Origin of the sequence: Streptomyces solitudinis (assembly GCF_036323765.1) — a bacterium.
Classification (GTDB): domain Bacteria; phylum Actinomycetota; class Actinomycetes; order Streptomycetales; family Streptomycetaceae; genus Streptomyces.
The window spans coordinates 19,468-34,963 of sequence record NZ_JAZDCW010000007.1 but is presented as its reverse complement, the minus strand read 5'-3'; the positions used below and the strand labels follow the sequence as shown (position 1 = coordinate 34,963).

Annotated in this window: 11 protein-coding genes, 1 tRNA gene and 1 other RNA gene; 5 read left to right on the top strand and 8 right to left on the bottom strand. The window is 73.2% G+C overall.

What is annotated here, in order from left to right; translation table 11 throughout:
* Nucleotides 1-90: 90 nt before the first annotated feature.
* The 6 genes from V1J52_RS18795 to ffs form a co-directional block, all read right to left on the bottom strand.
* Nucleotides 91-657: a pyridoxamine 5'-phosphate oxidase family protein gene (locus V1J52_RS18795; RefSeq protein WP_330141045.1), complete on the bottom strand. Its 567-nt coding sequence runs from the start codon at nt 655-657 to the stop codon at nt 91-93.
* A 119-nt stretch (nt 658-776) separates the two neighbouring features.
* Nucleotides 777-1,511: a DUF5063 domain-containing protein gene (locus V1J52_RS18790; protein ID WP_330141044.1), complete on the bottom strand. Its 735-nt coding sequence runs from the start codon at nt 1,509-1,511 to the stop codon at nt 777-779.
* Nucleotides 1,504-2,103, bottom strand: coding sequence for a recombination mediator RecR (gene recR, locus V1J52_RS18785; protein WP_330141043.1), 600 nt, complete (start codon nt 2,101-2,103; stop codon nt 1,504-1,506). The genes V1J52_RS18790 and recR overlap by 8 nt, the downstream gene beginning before the upstream one ends.
* Nucleotides 2,104-2,143: 40 nt before the next feature.
* The gene (locus V1J52_RS18780; RefSeq protein WP_330141042.1) at nt 2,144-2,485 is read right to left on the bottom strand and encodes a YbaB/EbfC family nucleoid-associated protein; all 342 of its coding nucleotides are present in this window, start codon (nt 2,483-2,485) and stop codon (nt 2,144-2,146) included.
* A 62-nt stretch (nt 2,486-2,547) separates the two neighbouring features.
* Nucleotides 2,548-4,893, bottom strand: coding sequence for a DNA polymerase III subunit gamma and tau (locus V1J52_RS18775; protein WP_330141041.1), 2,346 nt, complete (start codon nt 4,891-4,893; stop codon nt 2,548-2,550).
* A 45-nt stretch (nt 4,894-4,938) separates the two neighbouring features.
* Nucleotides 4,939-5,037, bottom strand: an RNA gene (gene ffs, locus V1J52_RS18770) — signal recognition particle sRNA small type.
* Nucleotides 5,038-5,109: 72 nt separating this feature from the next.
* Here ffs and V1J52_RS18765 point away from each other — a divergent pair.
* From V1J52_RS18765 to V1J52_RS18750, 4 genes are all read left to right on the top strand, one after another.
* Nucleotides 5,110-5,194: transfer RNA gene (locus tag V1J52_RS18765), tRNA-Ser, on the top strand.
* A gap of 2,601 nt (nt 5,195-7,795) precedes the next feature.
* Nucleotides 7,796-8,818, top strand: a complete 1,023-nt coding sequence (locus tag V1J52_RS18760) for a sodium:calcium antiporter (RefSeq protein ID WP_330141253.1) — start codon at nt 7,796-7,798, stop codon at nt 8,816-8,818.
* A 717-nt stretch (nt 8,819-9,535) separates the two neighbouring features.
* Entirely contained in the window at nt 9,536-9,973 is a 438-nt protein-coding gene (locus V1J52_RS18755) for a hypothetical protein (protein WP_330141040.1), read from the top strand.
* A gap of 116 nt (nt 9,974-10,089) precedes the next feature.
* On the top strand, nt 10,090-10,971 hold the full coding sequence (locus V1J52_RS18750; RefSeq protein ID WP_330141039.1) for a DUF72 domain-containing protein: 882 nt from the start codon (nt 10,090-10,092) through the stop codon (nt 10,969-10,971).
* Here the strand turns inward: V1J52_RS18750 and V1J52_RS18745 are convergent.
* Nucleotides 10,961-12,013: a zinc-binding dehydrogenase gene (locus V1J52_RS18745; protein WP_330141038.1), complete on the bottom strand. Its 1,053-nt coding sequence runs from the start codon at nt 12,011-12,013 to the stop codon at nt 10,961-10,963. The two genes, V1J52_RS18750 and V1J52_RS18745, sit on opposite strands and share 11 nt — an antisense overlap.
* Before the next feature lie 56 nt (nt 12,014-12,069).
* Complete coding sequence (locus V1J52_RS18740; RefSeq protein ID WP_330141037.1) at nt 12,070-12,891, bottom strand: TetR/AcrR family transcriptional regulator; 822 nt, start codon at nt 12,889-12,891, stop codon at nt 12,070-12,072.
* 187 nt (nt 12,892-13,078) lie between these two features.
* Between V1J52_RS18740 and V1J52_RS18735 the strand changes: the two genes are divergently transcribed.
* Complete coding sequence (locus tag V1J52_RS18735) at nt 13,079-15,442, top strand: ATP-binding cassette domain-containing protein (RefSeq protein ID WP_330141036.1); 2,364 nt, start codon at nt 13,079-13,081, stop codon at nt 15,440-15,442.
* The last annotated feature ends 54 nt before the right edge of the window (nt 15,443-15,496 follow it).

Genomic DNA, 15,496 nt, shown 5'->3' with positions numbered 1-15,496 from the left:
GGCCCCGCCCCGGCTGAACGTCCGATGACGTCGGGGGGGGCGTCTCCGCGTAGCCGCACAGGCGTCACCGCGTGGGATCACCGGGTGGGGTCACCGGGTCGTGCTGGGCGGGAAGCGGTAGGTGGTCTGGCCGAAGCTGCCGCCCTTGGCGAAGCCGAAGGCCCGCGTCGGCACCACCGCGAAGACCTGCGCCCGGCCCCCTCCGCCGTGGAACGCGCCGTCCCGCACCTCGAAGCGCCAGTCCTCGCCGTACTTCGCCACGTACGCCGCCGCCAGCGCCGCCAGCCGTGCCGCGTCCGTCACCGGGCTCGCCTCGCCCTCCACGACCAGGTCCACGCCCTCGTCCAGCGTGTTGCGGCCGGTCGTCAGCGCGCAGTGCGGACTGTGCGCGAGGTTGCGTGCCTTCTGCTCGCCGGGGCCGGTGCAGAAGTGCAGCGCGTCCTCGTGCCACACGCCGATCAGCGGCGTCACATGCGGGCGGCCGTCCGCGCGCACCGTCGTCAGCCAGTACAGCGGCGCCGCCGCCAGCCCCTCGGCCGCCACCGGCCACGGCGTCGCCGCCGCCTCCGCGTCGCTGAACCGGCCGTCCAGCACCGCCTGCGGCTCCCGGGCCGTCGTGGCCGTCGTCGTCCGGCCCGTCCTCATCCGCTCGGTCATCGCCACTCCTCCGTCGGGTGTCCTCACCTGTTCGGACCCCGCCCGTCGGCGGAACTCATCGCGGCGGACGGCCACCGGCACGCGCCCCCGGGGCGCCGTCCCGGGGGCGGATCGTTCCGTCAGCCGCCGTTCGGCCTCATGCCCAGCGGTACGGCGATCTCCGCCACCATCACCGCACCGGCCTCCCGCTCCAGCTCGCCGTCGTCCCCGGCGGCGTCGCTGTCGGTGTCCAGGCCGTCCAGCTCGCCCAGCGGCGTGTCCAGCCGGACGTGCGCGACCAGCGACTGGAGCGCCCGCAGCGCGGCCGACGCCGTCGAGCCCCAGTTGGACAGGTACGAGAACTGCCACCACCACAGCGCCTCGGACGTGCGGCCCGCCCGGTAGTGCGCCATGCCGTGCCGCAGGTCGGTGATCACGTCCGCCATGTCGTCCGAGATGCGGCAGGCGACGGGAGCCTTGCGCGGCACGTAGGGGTCGAAGACCTCGGAGTAGACGTCCACCGGGTCCAGCAGGGTGGCCAGCTGCTCGCGGAGCTGGTCCACGTCGTCCGGCTCCGGGCCGGTGTCCGGCTCGTACCGCTCCTCGGGGACGATGTCCTGGTGCGCGCCCAGACGGCCACCCGCCAGCAGGAGCTGCGACACCTCCAGGAGCAGGAACGGCACCGCGCTCGCGGGCTCGTCCCCCTTCGCCACCTCGGTGACGGCGACGATGAAGCTCTCGATCTGGTCGGCGATCTGCACGGCGAAGTCGTCGGGGCGGGCCCCGCCGTCGTGCCGCAGATCCTCCCGCTGAGCGCCACCGGGCTCAGCGGCACCGGACTGCCGCGCGGTGCCGGACTGGGTGATGTCAGACATCGAGCAACCTTCTCCCCTCGAAGGCCCGCCCCAGCGTGACCTCATCGGCGTACTCCAAGTCTCCCCCGACCGGCAGACCGCTGGCCAGGCGTGTGACCCGCAAACCCATGGACGAGACCATGCGCGCCAGGTACGTCGCCGTGGCCTCGCCCTCCAGGTTCGGGTCCGTGGCCAGGATCAGCTCCTTCACCGCGCCGTCCGCGAGCCGCGCCAGCAGCTCCCGGATGCGCAGATCGTCCGGGCCGACGCCCTCGATGGGGCTGATCGCGCCGCCGAGCACGTGGTACCGGCCGCGGAACTCGCGCGTCCGCTCGATCGCCACCACGTCCTTCGGCTCCTCGACCACACAGATCACCGACGCGTCACGGCGCGGATCACGGCAGACGCGGCACTGCTCCTCCTCCGCCACGTTCCCGCACACCACGCAGAACCGCACCTTCGCCTTGACCTCGGTCAGCGCCTGCGCGAGACGCCGCACGTCCACCGGATCGGCCTGGAGGACGTGGAAGGCGATCCGCTGGGCGCTCTTGGGACCGACGCCGGGCAACCGGCCCAACTCGTCGATGAGGTCCTGGACGACGCCTTCGTACACCGCTGCTCCCCGTATCCGTGAGGTCGATCCAAGACGTCCGTCAGAAGGGGAGCCCGGGCATGCCGCCGCCGCCCAGCCCCTGCGCGAGCGGGCCGAGCTTGGCCTGCTGCAACTGCTGGGCCGCGGCGTTCGCGTCCCGCACGGCCGCCAGGACGAGATCGGCCAGCGTCTCGGTGTCGTCCGGGTCCACCGCCTTGGGGTCGATGACGAGCCCCTTCAGCTCGCCCGCCCCCGAGACCGTCGCCTTCACCAGACCACCGCCGGACGAGCCCTCCACGGGCGTCTCGGCCAGCTCCTGCTGGGCCGCGGCGAGGTCCTGCTGCATTTTCTGGGCCTGCTGCAGCAGCTGCTGCATGTCGCCCTGCCCACCACCGGGAAACACGGCTTCTCCTTCTCGTTCGCTCGTGTGCCGAGCCTACGTGGTCCGCCGCGCTGCCGTCCGGTTCACTCGTGCTCGATCTCCTCGACGACCGTCGCACCCAGTTCGCGGACGAACAGGTCGTGGCCGGAGAGCGCTGTCTCGTCCAGGTCCGGGTCGTCGTCCTCGGGGATGTCGTCCTCGACGGAGACGGGCGGCGGCGCGGACGGTCCGGGGCGCCCCGGACCGGGGGCCGGGCCGGTTCCGGCCCCGGTCCCGGTGGGGCCGGTGGTGGGGTGGGAACCGGTGGGGCCGCGGCCGGCGGGGGGCGGACCGGTCGCGTGGGAACCGGCCGCGTGGGAACCGGCCGGGCCGGAACCGCTCGCCGGGCCGGGGCGCGCGGACTGTGCCGGACCCGCGCCGGACCCCGGCGCCGAGGACTCAGGACCGCGGTACGCGGACGGAACCGGCGGCGGCCCGGCAGCCGCGGACGGCGGCGGCCCGGAACCGGGCCCGGGTGCCGCGGACGGCCCGCCGAACCCCGACGGCTGCGCGGGGGCCGCCGCCTGCGGCGGGGCCTGGGCGCCGCGGAACCCGCCGCCCGGAGCCCCCGCGCCACCGCCGAAGCCGCCGGGGGCACCGGAGCCGGGGGCGCCGCCGGTTCCGCCGGGGCCGCCGGCGTCCACCACGCAGTCGATCTTCCACTGCACGCCGAACCGCTCGCTCAGCACGGTGCGCAGCACGTCCTCGCTGCCGCCGCTCACGAAACTGTCCCGCGCCCCGGCGTTGGAGAACCCGAGCTGCAAGGTCGTGCCGTCGAACCCGCTGACCTGCGCGTTCTGGCTGAGCAGAATCCAGGTGAACCGGCGTCGGCTCTTCACGGCGTCCAGCACGTCGGACCACATGCGCTGCACCTGCGTCACGTCACCGCCGCCCGGCCCGGAAGCCGCCCCCTGCGCGACCGGAGCGGGTGCCGGTGCCGGGGGCTGCGCCTGCGGCGCGGGAGCGGCCGGTGCGGGCGCCTCCGCGCCGGCGCCCGCCGTCGGCCACGCCCCGGGCCGCCGCCCGCCGCCACCCGGCGCCGAAGCCTCCGACGCGGGCGCGGGCGAGGAGGAAGGGACGGGGGCGGGCGCGGGCGCCTCCGCAGCTCCGTGCCCCGCGCCCGGGGACGGTGCCGGTGCCGGTGCCGGGCCAGGGGGCGAGGCCGGGACGGGCGGCGTCCCGGCCGCTCCGGCCGCCCCGGACACAGCCCCGGAACCCGTCCCCAGCGCCCCCACGCCGCGCTCCAGCCGTTCCAGCCGGGCCTGCGTCGACCGCTCGTCCGCGTACGCGCCCGGCAGCAGCACGCGGGCGCAGATCAGTTCCAGTTGCAGCCTGGGCGACGTCGCGCCGCGCATCTCCGTCAGCCCGGCGTTCACGAGATCGGCGGCACGGCTCAGCTCGGCGGCGCCGTACACGCCGGCCTGTGCCTGCATCCGCTCCAGCACGTCCACCGGAGCCTCGATGAGGCCCTTCTCCGCCGCGTCCGGCACCGCGGCGAGGATCACCAGGTCCCGCAGCCGCTCCAGCAGATCCGTCACGAACCGGCGCGGGTCGTGACCGCCCTCGATGACCCGGTCCACGACCGTGAACGCCGCCGCGCCGTCCCCGGCCGCGAACGCGTCCACCACCTCGTCCAGCAGTGCCGCGTCCGTGTACCCGAGCAGCCCCGTCGCCATGGCGTACGTCACACCGGCCTCGTCGGCCCCGGCGAGCAGCTGGTCCATCACCGACATGGAGTCCCGCACGGAACCGGCCCCGGCCCGCACCACCAGCGGCAGCACCGCCTCGTCCACCGGGATCCGCTCCCGCCCGCACACCTCGTGCAGGTAGTCCCGCAGCGTGCCCGGCGGCACCAGCCGGAACGGATAGTGGTGGGTGCGCGACCGGATGGTGCCGATCACCTTCTCCGGCTCCGTCGTGGCGAAGATGAACTTCAAGTGCTCCGGCGGCTCCTCGACCACCTTCAGCAGCGCGTTGAACCCCGCCGACGTGACCATGTGGGCCTCGTCGATGATGTAGATCTTGTAACGGCTCGACGCGGGCCCGAAGAACGCCTTCTCCCGCAGCTCACGCGCGTCGTCCACACCACCGTGCGAGGCGGCGTCGATCTCGATCACGTCGATGGAACCGCCGCCGTTCCTGGCCAGGTCCACACACGACTGGCACTCCCCGCACGGCGTCGGCGTGGGCCCCTGCTCGCAGTTCAGGCACCGCGCCAGGATGCGCGCGCTGGTCGTCTTCCCGCACCCGCGCGGCCCGCTGAACAGGTACGCGTGGTTGACCCGGTTGTTCCGCAGCGCCTGCTGCAACGGGTCGGTCACATGCTCCTGCCCGATGACCTCGGCGAAGGTCTCGGGGCGGTAGCGGCGGTACAGCGCGAGGGACGACACGCGTACGACGGTATCGGAGCCCACGGACAAGCGGCCCGCCCCGCGAACGTCAACGCCCCTCACGCACCCGCCAGAGCCAACCTACCCTTGCTGCCTTCCGGCCCTGGGGGAGTTCAGTCAGATAGCGCCACGTGAGGGGCTGCCGCCACCCTACCCGATCCCCCGCCCAGGGTTCGAGTTCGCAACCACCCCCCAGCGTCTTGTATTGTTCACGGCGGAGGATTCGCCTAGTGGCCTAGGGCGCACGCTTGGAAAGCGTGTTGGGGGCAACCCCTCACGAGTTCGAATCTCGTATCCTCCGCCCAGCCTCACCGGGCTGAACGTCGAAGGCCCCCGCAGCCTGCTGTGGGGGCCTTCGGCGTCAGTGGTCGCGGCGCCGGGAGAGGTCTGCTCGCCGGGCCGCCTGCCGCCAGCGCTCAGGCCGCCGCCGGGACCACATGTCCCGCCCGCCCGGCCCTCCCCCGCCCGGGCGCGTAGAGCCGGCGCGCCCTCCCCCGCCGTGCTCGACGGCACGAGCGTCTTCAAGGTGCACCGCCTTCTCCTCCGGCAGGCACAGGCTTCTCCGGCAGGCACCCGGCGGGCGGGAACCAGCCCGAGTGTGCCTCGCCACAGTGACCGGCACCGACGGGCAGCAAGTGTGGCGCCCTCGTCGCCGGCCACGTTCGTCCGAATCTGGAGGTGGCGGAAGCACCGCGGACGCCATCTCCTCCCGCCGCGACGCCCCTCCGCGAACATCGCCGACGCCGGTCCGGGGTGCCCGGCCGCAGGAGAGGCCGTGCGGTCACTCGCGCCCCACGAGGAAGTGGTCTACCGCCGCACGGCGCTGGCCGAGCGACGGCGCACGCTGCCCGGGCTCAGGGTTCGGGCAGGCGGGCAGGCGGAGCTCCCGCCTCACGCAGGGCGTCGTCCGCCGCTCACACGGCTACGCCCCACCAGCACACGTCGGCAACATCGAAATTAAATGAGAATGAGAAGCTTTTCTTTCATACCACTTTGTTCGATCCTTTTTGAGTGAGCTTAATCCACCAGGGATGTGGAATATTGAGAGGAGACACGGAAAGCGGAATGATCGTTCGTTTTCTTACCGCATGCGGGTCGTCGACAAGATGAACGCATTATCCGCTCTTTTCGGAGTCGTCCCGTCATGACGCGCGACGAGTGTCGTCTCGTCCGGTGATGCGATCACTCCTGCCCGGGGCCGCCACCACCGTGTGCTGTGTGTTCGAAGAAACCGGGAGGTTCCATGACCACCCCACCAACGGCTCAGACAAGCACTCCCACCGACCAGGAGCTTCGCGCCGCTGACACCGGCGCGTGCGACCCCAGCCCCCCATGCACCCCACCTCCGGAACAACCGTGCGGCCCGGAAGGGCCAGCCGGTCCGCAGGGGCCACCGGGGCCACAGGGCCCTCCCGGCCGCACCGGGTGCACGGGCCCCGCGGGCCCCGCCGGTCCTGCCGGGTGCACCGGGGCCACAGGCCCGCCCGGTGCACCCGGCCCGGAGGGTCCCCCCGGACCGCAGGGGCCGCGGGGACCGGAGGGGCCGCAGGGCCGTGACGGACCTTGCGGCCCCCCCGGCCCCGAAGGCCCCCAGGGGCCGGAGGGCAGCGAAGGCCCACCCGGCAGGGACGGCAGGGACGGGAAGCCCGGCGAGCACGGTCAGGCCGGTGCGGACGGCCGCGAAGGACCTCCCGGGCCCAGGGGGCCCCAGGGCCCCCAGGGTGAACCCGGGCCTCCCGGCTGTGCGGGCCCCCGGGGGCCCCGCGGCCCGCAGGGCGACCCGGGTGCTCCGCCCAGCCGGGAGTACCTGAGTCAGCTCATCAGAGAGCAGCTCGCGGAATACGGTTTCTGCACTCGGCCCTGACTCTTCCGCCCCCAGGTGAGGGTCTGCGAGAAGGGCGACAGGAACCTTGTCGCGGGTGATGACGTGCGTGCGGTCGCAGAGTACCCAGGGAGCTTCTCCTCCGGCAGGAGGTATGTAAATTCCTCACTGCGGCTGCTCCTCGTGTCCGGTGACGAGAGAGCCGACAGGCACGCGTAAGTCCTGGCCGGTACCGGCGACCTCGGCGCCGTCACGCCGCCCGTCCAGGTCGCATTCCGGCCTCGTCCGCCCCCGGGATCCACTGGTTCTTCCGGCCACGCGTACGGGGGCCCCGGCGCTTCTTCAGCGCCGGGGCCCCGAGGTTTCAACACCATCTACCGACTGGTGTTCATGTCGGCCTGTTGTATCCGCACGGGCGCCCACGGAAGCGGGCGGGGTGCGGGGATCGCGGCTGCGTGACCGGGGACCACCTTCCAATCCGGGGCCTTGCGGTTCCCGCACAGGTCAGCATGCTCCGGTGCGGGCGATCCTGATGGCGTCCGGCTCCTCTCATCTCCGTGTAACGGGTACTGCCTTGTACTCCTGCGTCGGCGGCCCTGGAGCCGCCCGGCCTGGCAGCCGGCCCGAGACCCCTGCCAACATCCGGGCCTCGCACCCCGCTGCCACGCCATGTCCTGTGCGCGGTAGTTCGTCCTCTACCGCGTATCGCAGACCTTCCGTCGCAACACTGGAAACACTAACCGAACCGAGAGCGGATGTCTACATTCGCCATGGCAGGTTTTCTGTGCCACCCGGCGGTGCGTTCGCAGGCCGTGGCCAGCGGACGCGGCGGGCGCCCTGGCCCGCCTCCCGCGCTCCGGACGCACGGCGCGCGCCGGCTCGTCACCGCCGAAACCACCGGTCCCCGCCGCACCGCCACCCGGCCGGAGGGGCCGGGGACCCACCCGGCGCCCCGCCCGTGAGGCCCGGACGGGCACGTCCGCCCGGGAGCACGCACGCTTACCGGCCGCTTTCGGTGGTAGCGGATAGGGGGTCCGGCCAGCCGACGCCAGCGAGGAGTGCGCAGTGTTCGATGCCCTGATGGGCCCGTGGCCGTTGGGGTGGAGCCTCGCCCTGTTCGCCGTCGCGGGGGCGGTCATGGTGGTGGCCAGCGTCCGGCTGGCCGGTCTCGGTGACGTGCTCGCCGACCGCACCGGGCAGGGGGAGGCGCTGTTCGGCGCGGTGTTCTTCGGCCTGGTGACCTCGCTGTCGGGCATCGTCATGACCGCGGTGAGCGCCGCCGGCGACCGACCGGAACTGGCCTACAGCAACGCCGTCGGCGGCATCGCCGCGCAGACGCTCGCCGTCGTCGTCGCGGACGCCGCGTACCGCAGGGTGAACCTGGAGCACGCCGCCGCCTCGCTGCCGAACATCCTCTTCGGCTGCCTGCTCATCGTCCTCCTCGGCGTCGCCCTCATGGCGGCCTTCAGCCCGGATGCCACGCTGCTGGGCGTGCACCCGGCCTCCGCCGTGATGGTCGCGGTCTACTGGGGCGGGCTGCGGCTGATCAGCGACCGGCCGCCGTCGTCGTGGGTGGCCATACGCACCGAGGACACCGTCCCCGACGAGCCGGACGAGACGGACCCGGCCGCCGGGCGGCGGCTCAGCGGACTGTGGGTCCGGTTCGGCGCGTTCGCCGCGCTCGTGGTGGTCACCGGCTGGACCGTGGCGCGCGCCGCCGAGACCCTGGTGGACGAGAGCGGCCTGTCCGAGGGCTTCGTCGGCGCCGTCCTCATGGGCGTGGTGAACGCGCTGCCGGAGACGGTCACCGCGCTCGCCGCCGTCCGCCGGGGCGCGCTGACCCTCGCCATCGCCGCGATCATCGGCGGCAACTGCCTGGACGCCCTCAACCTCGTCATCGGTGACATCGCCTACCGGGGCGGCTCCCTCCACCACGCGGCGGGAGTCGACCAGCTCTTCCTCACCGCCGGCGCCCTCGTCATGACCACCGTGCTGCTCGGCGGGCTCCTCATACGGCAGCGGCGCGGATGGATGCGCCTCGGCTTCGACGGCATCCTCCTCGTCGGCGTCTACATCGCCATCACCGCCACCCTCGCCTTCTGACCGGCCCCCGGTCCCACCCCCGGACCGCCCCTGTGCACGCGGCCCCAGAGCCTCCTCCCATCGGTGCGTCGTCGTCACGTCGCGCCCAGAACCTCGTGCGCGACACGCGATATCCGGCCATCGGCACGGTACTCGGCCTGCCGGGGCGGGGAGTTCGCCTGCTTCCACCACATCGTCCCCAAGACGTGGTGTGAGAAGGCGGGGCACACCTCGCACGCGTACGACCCGACCGTCAACAAGGCCGTTGACCACCCGTACCAACAGGGTGATCGGGGGCGCGGCTCCGTCCGCGTACCCGGAGCGGCTGGTGAAGAACGCGGAGACCTCCGCCGAAGGCGTGCACGAACGCATCCGTTCGCACCTGGCCCGCCCGGATCTCGTGGCCGCCGACGACTTCGACGCCTTCTTCGCCGCTCGCAAGGCGGCGCTGCTCAGCAGCATCGCGGAGGCGATGGGCAAGGTCATCCTGGACGAGGAGCCTTCCCACGTCGAGACCGGCACCGACCTCGACGCACCGGACGCACCGAGGACCTGTGACCCCGCAGGGCCGCGCCGGGCTCTGGTGAGGGAACGGCACCGCTCCGCCCGGTTGCCCGGTTCATCACGGGCACGTGTCGAGAGGTGCCGTGATCGCCACGCCGACCGGCGCCACCGCGTCATCGGTGATGGATACGGTCGCACGTGCCGCAGTCGGACTGACAGCCCCCAGGAGATCCTTTGGCACTGTGTCGGCACTTCCTCATCCGCACGTTGCTGTCGCTCGGCATGCCGACGACCGACTACGTGGTGGCCGGCAGCGGCCCGCTGCTCGCCCACGGGCTCAGGGACGGGGTCGGGGACCTCGACGTCGTCGCGCGGGGCGCGGCGTGGGAGAAGGCACTGAGCAGGGCCGACCCAAGTCCCGCCTCGTCCGGCCATGGCCGCGTGGTGCGGCTCTTCGGCGGTGACATCGAGGTCTTCGACCGGTGGCTTCCCGGCGTACCGGAACCGGACGTCCTCATCGACTCGGCGGAGCTGGTGCAAGACATACCCTTCTGCCCCCTGCGGACAGTCCTCGCGTGGAAGACCGCTTCCCCACGGCCCAAGGACATGGCCGACATCGCGTTGATCAACGCGTACCTGAGCCTGCGACGACCACCGGGCCCCCGGCACTAGCCGGGACACCGCACGGCGGTCCGCCGGAGGCACACGGACAGCCCGGGCAGGCCAGGACGCCGGGACCGGTGCGGGGTGCGGGGCACGTTCGGTTCGGGTCCGGGTAGCCGGGCGGTATGGGTGAGGTCGCGGTGGGGACGTGTTCGTGGACGGACCGGGCGTTGCTGGCGAGCGGGTGGTACCCGGCGGAGCGGCGTACGCCGGAGGGGCGGTTGCGGTACTACGCCGAGCGGTTCCCCGTCGTGGAGGTGGACGCGACGTACTACGGGCTGCCCGGCACCCGCAACAGCCACCTGTGGGCGGAGCGGACGCCACCGGGGTTCCGCTTCGACGTCAAGGCGTTCTCGCTGCTGACCGGTCATCCGACGCGTCCGGCGGCGCTGCCCGCCGAGCTGCGGCCCGCCCTGTCCCGGCACGGCGCCGATCCGGGGCTGCTGGACGAGGTGTGGCAGCGGTTCGGCGGGGCGCTGGAGCCGCTGCGGCGGGCGGGCCGGCTGGGTGCCGTGCTGTTCCAGTTCCCGCCGTGGTTCGCGCCCGGCCCGCGCGCCGAGGCGTTCCTCGACGCGTGCCGGACGCGCACCGACGGCTGGCCCGTGGCCGTCGAGTTCCGCCATCCGGACTGGTGGCGCGGTGACCGGCGGGCCGCGACGGAGGCCGGGCTGGCGCGGCGCGACTTCTCCGCCGTGGCGGTGGACGTGGCCCAGGGGCTGCCCGGTTCGCTGCCGCCGGTCGCTCCCGTCACCGCGCGGCGGCTCGCGGTCGTCCGGTTCCACGGCCGCAGCCCCGACTGGGGGACGGGCTCCAAGGAGGACCGGTTCCGCCACTCCTACACGTCCGGTGAGCTGGCGGAGTGGGTGCCGCGCGTCCGTGCCATGGCGGAGGAGGCCGACGAGGTGCACGTGCTGTTCAACAACTGCTGCGCCGACGCCGCCGTCACCGCCGCGGCGTCGATGCGCCGTCTGCTGGCGGAGGGAGCGGCGTGCGGGGTCAGGGGGTGAGGATCAGGCGGACCGGGTTGTCGTTCTTGTCCTCCAGGCGCCGTACGGCGTCGGCCGCGTCCGCCAGGGGCAGGGTGCCGCTGAGGGACCGGGCGAGGTCGAGGCGGTGGTACCGGGTGAGGTCCACGAGCTGGGTGACGTGCTCCGCCTCGGAGCCGTAGTGGCCGAGCAGTTCCTGTCCGAGGTAGCTGAACCGGGTCCCGTCGCGGACGGTGAGCGGCTGCGGGGTGAGGCCGACCAGGACGAGCCGGCCTTCCCGGGCGAGGCAGGTCAGCGCCTGTTCCCGTACGGCGGGGACACCCGCCATGTCGAAGGCGACGTCCAGGCCCTGCCCGCCGGTCACCGACTGGACCTGCCGGGCCAGTTCCGGGTCCGCGGAGTCGAGCGCCAGGTCGGCGCCGTACTCCAGGGCCCGTTCCCGGGCGGCCCCGGACGGGTCGACGGCGACGATGGGCGCGGCGCCGACGAGCCGCAGGAGCTGGACGGCGTGCGCGCCGAGCCCGCCCACGCCCCACACCCCCGCCGGGTGCCCCGCCCGGGTGCGTCCGGTGGCGGTGATCGCGGCCCAGGGGGTCGAGACGGCGTCCGGGATGATGGCGGCCTGTTCGAACGGCAGGTCGTCGGGGAGGGGCACCAGCGTGTGGTGGGTGGCGAGCGCGTACTCGGCCCAGCCCCCGTCGTAGTCGACGCCGCGGGTGCGCACCTGGAGGCACGGTTCGCGCATCCGGACGCAGTTGGGGCACATCCCGCAGCGCTCCCCGGCCTGGAGCAGGACCCGGTCGCCGGGCGTCCACCGGTCGGGGACGTCCTCGCCGAGCGCGTCGATCTCCCCGGACACCTCGTGCCCGAGGGTGACGTGGTCCCCGGTGAGGAACTGGGGGCGCAGGCTGCCGTCGATGAGGTGGACGTCGGAGAGGCAGACGCCCGCGGCGCGCACCCGGACGCGGACCTGGCCCGGTCCCGGCTCCGGCACGGGCACGTTCTCCACGGCGAAGCTCCCGGCCCGGACGTCGAGCCGTCCGGCGAGCATGGTCTTCGGCATGACGCGGTCCTTCCGTAGGAGGTGTCCGGGCCCCCGGTTCCCCGGCCCGGGCGTCCTTACGCGTCTCCGCGCGGGTCGGAGCCGGAGGCGCCGGGCGGGGTGGAGCCGGAGGCGCCGGGCCCCTCGACGAGGCGGGCCAGGCCGTCCAGTACCCGCCGCAGCCCGAACGCGTAGGCGTGTTCCGCGTCGTACACGCCCTGGTGGGCCTGGCCCGCCGCACTGCCCACGCGGGTGGCGAGCGGGTACCGCCCGGGGTCGAGGACGCGGTCCAGCAGCGGCGCGTTCACGGCCCACCACTGGGCGTCGGAGAGGGCGCTGTCCCGGTCGGTGTCCTCGGCCTCAATGGCGGTGCGCGCGACGGAGTGGACGAAGCCGAGCACGAAGGTGAGGGCCGCGTCCATGGAGACGTCGTCCAGCCCGAGGCCGTCGAAGGCGGTCAGCTCGTGCTCGTACTTGGCCATCGTCCCCGGCCCGAGCGGGGGCCGGGAGACGCCGAGGACCGCCACCCACGGGTGGCGCCGGTACAGCTCGCGGTTCTCGCTTGCGACGGCGGCGACCCGGTCGCGCCAGGGCTGCCCGGCGTGGTCGGTGCGCGGCATCCGCAGGTAGACGGCGTCGAGCATCAGGTCGAGCAGCTCCGCCTTGCCGGGGACGTAGGTGTAGAGGGTCATCGGCGTGACGCCGAGGCGCCGGGCGAGGCCGCGCATGGTGAGCGCCTCCAGCCCGCCCGCGTCGGCGACACCGACGGCGGCCAGGACGACGGCGTCCACGCTGAGGACCTGCCGGGGTCCGCGCCGGGCGCCCTCGCTCCCCGGCTCGCGCCACAGCAGTTCCAGGGTGCGGGCCGGGTCGCCCGAGCTGCTTCGTTCCTTGGCCATGCGGCCATCCTTCCCGGCTTCCGGAGCGGTCCGCGCACCCGGGTCCGGCGTTTCTTGTACGTTGTATAGAGTACGCTGTACGCTAAACAGCGCGCCCACCGAGCCCCACGCCCTCAGCCCCAGGCCTCACCTGTCACGTCTCAGCCCCGACGCCCCAGACCGCGACTCGCAGCAAGGGACCAGCCGGATGCACCGCGAAACCGAAACACCCGAAGCCCCAGCAGAGGCCGAAGCGCCCGCAGAGGCCGCAGCCCCCTCCGGCCGCCTCCAGCCGGCGGACCGCCACACCGTCATCCAGGTCCGCGGCGCGCGGGAGAACAACCTGCGCGACGTCTCCGTCGACCTCCCCAAGCGCCGCCTGACCGTCTTCACCGGCGTCTCCGGGTCGGGCAAGTCCTCGCTCGTCTTCGGCACCATCGCCGCGGAGTCCCAGCGCCTGATCAACGAGACGTACACCGCGTTCATCCAGTCGTTCATGCCGAGTGCGGGCCGCCCCGACGTGGACGAGCTGCGCAACCTCAGCGCGGCGATCGTCGTGGACCAGGAGCGGATGGGCGCCAACTCGCGCTCGACCGTCGGCACGGTCACCGACGCCTACACGATGCTGCGGATCGTCTTCAGCCGCCTGGGCACCCCGCACGTCGGCACCTCCACCGCCTTCAGCTTCAACACCGCCGAGGGCATGTGTCCGACGTGCGAGGGCATCGGCCAGGTGTCCGACATCGACGTGGCCGAGCTGGTGGACGCCGAGCGGTCGCTGAACGAGGGCGCGATCACCGCCCCCGGCTTCGCCGTCGGCTCCTGGTACTGGCAGGGGCTGGCCCACTCCGGCCTCTTCGACCCGGACACGAAGGTCAGGGACTTCACCCCGGCCGAGCGCGAGGACTTCCTCCACAAGCCCGCGACGAAGATCAGGATCGGCGCGAACAACGTCACGTACGAAGGGCTCGTCACCAAGGTCAGGCGGCTCTACCTGGCCAAGGACCGCGACTCGATGCAGTCCCACATCCGGGCCTTCGTGGACCGCGCCGTCGTCTTCGCCGACTGTCCGGACTGCGGCGGCGCCCGGCTGAACGCCGCCGCCCTGTCCTCGGTGATCGACGGCGTCAACATCGCCGAGTGCTCGGCCATGCAGATCAGCGACCTCGCCGCGTTCGTCCGCCGCGTCGACCACCCGTCCGTCGCGCCGCTGCTGGGCGGGCTGCGCGACCTGCTGGACTCGCTGGTCGAGATCGGACTCGGCTACCTCAGCCTGGACCGGTCCTCCGCGACGCTGTCGGGCGGCGAGTCGCAGCGGGTGAAGATGGTCCGTCACCTGGGCTCCAGCCTCACGGACGTCACCTACGTCTTCGACGAGCCCACCATCGGGCTGCACCCGCACGACATCCAGCGCATGAACGACCTGCTGCTGCGGTTGCGCGACAAGGGCAACACGGTGCTGGTCGTCGAGCACAAACCCGAGGTGATCACGCTGGCCGACCACGTCGTGGACCTCGGCCCCGGCGCGGGCTCGGCGGGCGGCGAGATCTGCTACAGCGGCGACGTGGCCGGGCTGCGCGCCTCGGGAACGCTCACCGGGCGCCACCTGGAGCACCGCGCCCGGCTCCGGGAGGAGGTGCGCCGGCCGCGCGGCCACCTGTCGATCACCGGCGCCCGGCTGCACAACCTCAGGGACGTCAGCGTCGAGATCCCGCAGGGCGTGCTCACGGTCGTCACCGGCGTCGCCGGGTCCGGGAAGAGTTCGCTGATCCACGGCTCGCTCTCGGGCCGGGAGGGCGTCGTCGTCGCCGACCAGTCCCCGATCCGCGGCTCACGGCGCAGCAACCCGGCGACGTACACGGGCCTGCTGAACCCCGTCCGCACCGCGTTCGCCAAGGCCAACGGCGTGAAGGCCGCGCTGTTCAGCGCCAACTCCGAAGGCGCCTGCCCCAACTGCAACGGCATCGGGCTCGTCTACACGGACCTGGCCATGATGGCGGGGGTCGCCTCCGTCTGCGAACAGTGCGAGGGCAAACGCTTCACCCCCGAGGTGCTGACCTACACCCTGCGCGGGAAGAACATCAGCGACGTACTCGCCATGTCCGTCGCCGAGGCACACGCGTTCTTCCCCACCGGGCAGGCCAACGCCGTCCTGGGCCGCCTGGTGGACGTGGGCCTGAGCTACCTGCGTCTCGGCCAGCCGCTGACGACCCTCTCCGGCGGCGAACGGCAGCGGCTCAAGCTGGCCATCCACATGGCGGAGAAGGCCGCGACGTACGTCCTGGACGAGCCCACGACCGGGCTGCACCTGGCGGACGTGGACCAGCTCCTCGCCCTGCTCGACCGGCTGGTGGACGCGGGCAACACGGTCGTCGTCATCGAGCACCACCAGGCCGTCATGGCCCACGCCGACTGGCTGGTCGACCTCGGGCCCGGCGGCGGCCACGACGGCGGCCGGGTCGTCTTCACCGGCACGCCCGCCGACCTCGTCGCGCACGGCGACACGCTCACCGCCACGCACCTGCGCGCGTACGTGGGCGCGGGCCCGGGGGGCGCGGCGGCGACCGCCTGACGTCAGCCCCCGCCACCGCACGTCCGCCCCCGCCCTGCGCCGGTCCGGGGGCGG

What these genes read in the sequence shown, in the direction of transcription:
- V1J52_RS18795 (WP_330141045.1), bottom strand. Translation starts at nt 657, where the DNA reads ATGACCGAGCGGATGAGGACGGGCCGGACGACGACGGCCACGACGGCC.
- V1J52_RS18790 (WP_330141044.1), bottom strand. Translation starts at nt 1,511, where the DNA reads ATGTCTGACATCACCCAGTCCGGCACCGCGCGGCAGTCCGGTGCCGCT.
- V1J52_RS18760 (WP_330141253.1), top strand. Translation starts at nt 7,796, where the DNA reads ATGGGCCCGTGGCCGTTGGGGTGGAGCCTCGCCCTGTTCGCCGTCGCG.
- V1J52_RS18750 (WP_330141039.1), top strand. Translation starts at nt 10,090, where the DNA reads ATGGGTGAGGTCGCGGTGGGGACGTGTTCGTGGACGGACCGGGCGTTG.
- V1J52_RS18745 (WP_330141038.1), bottom strand. Translation starts at nt 12,013, where the DNA reads ATGCCGAAGACCATGCTCGCCGGACGGCTCGACGTCCGGGCCGGGAGC.
- V1J52_RS18740 (WP_330141037.1), bottom strand. Translation starts at nt 12,891, where the DNA reads ATGGCCAAGGAACGAAGCAGCTCGGGCGACCCGGCCCGCACCCTGGAA.
- V1J52_RS18735 (WP_330141036.1), top strand. Translation starts at nt 13,079, where the DNA reads ATGCACCGCGAAACCGAAACACCCGAAGCCCCAGCAGAGGCCGAAGCG.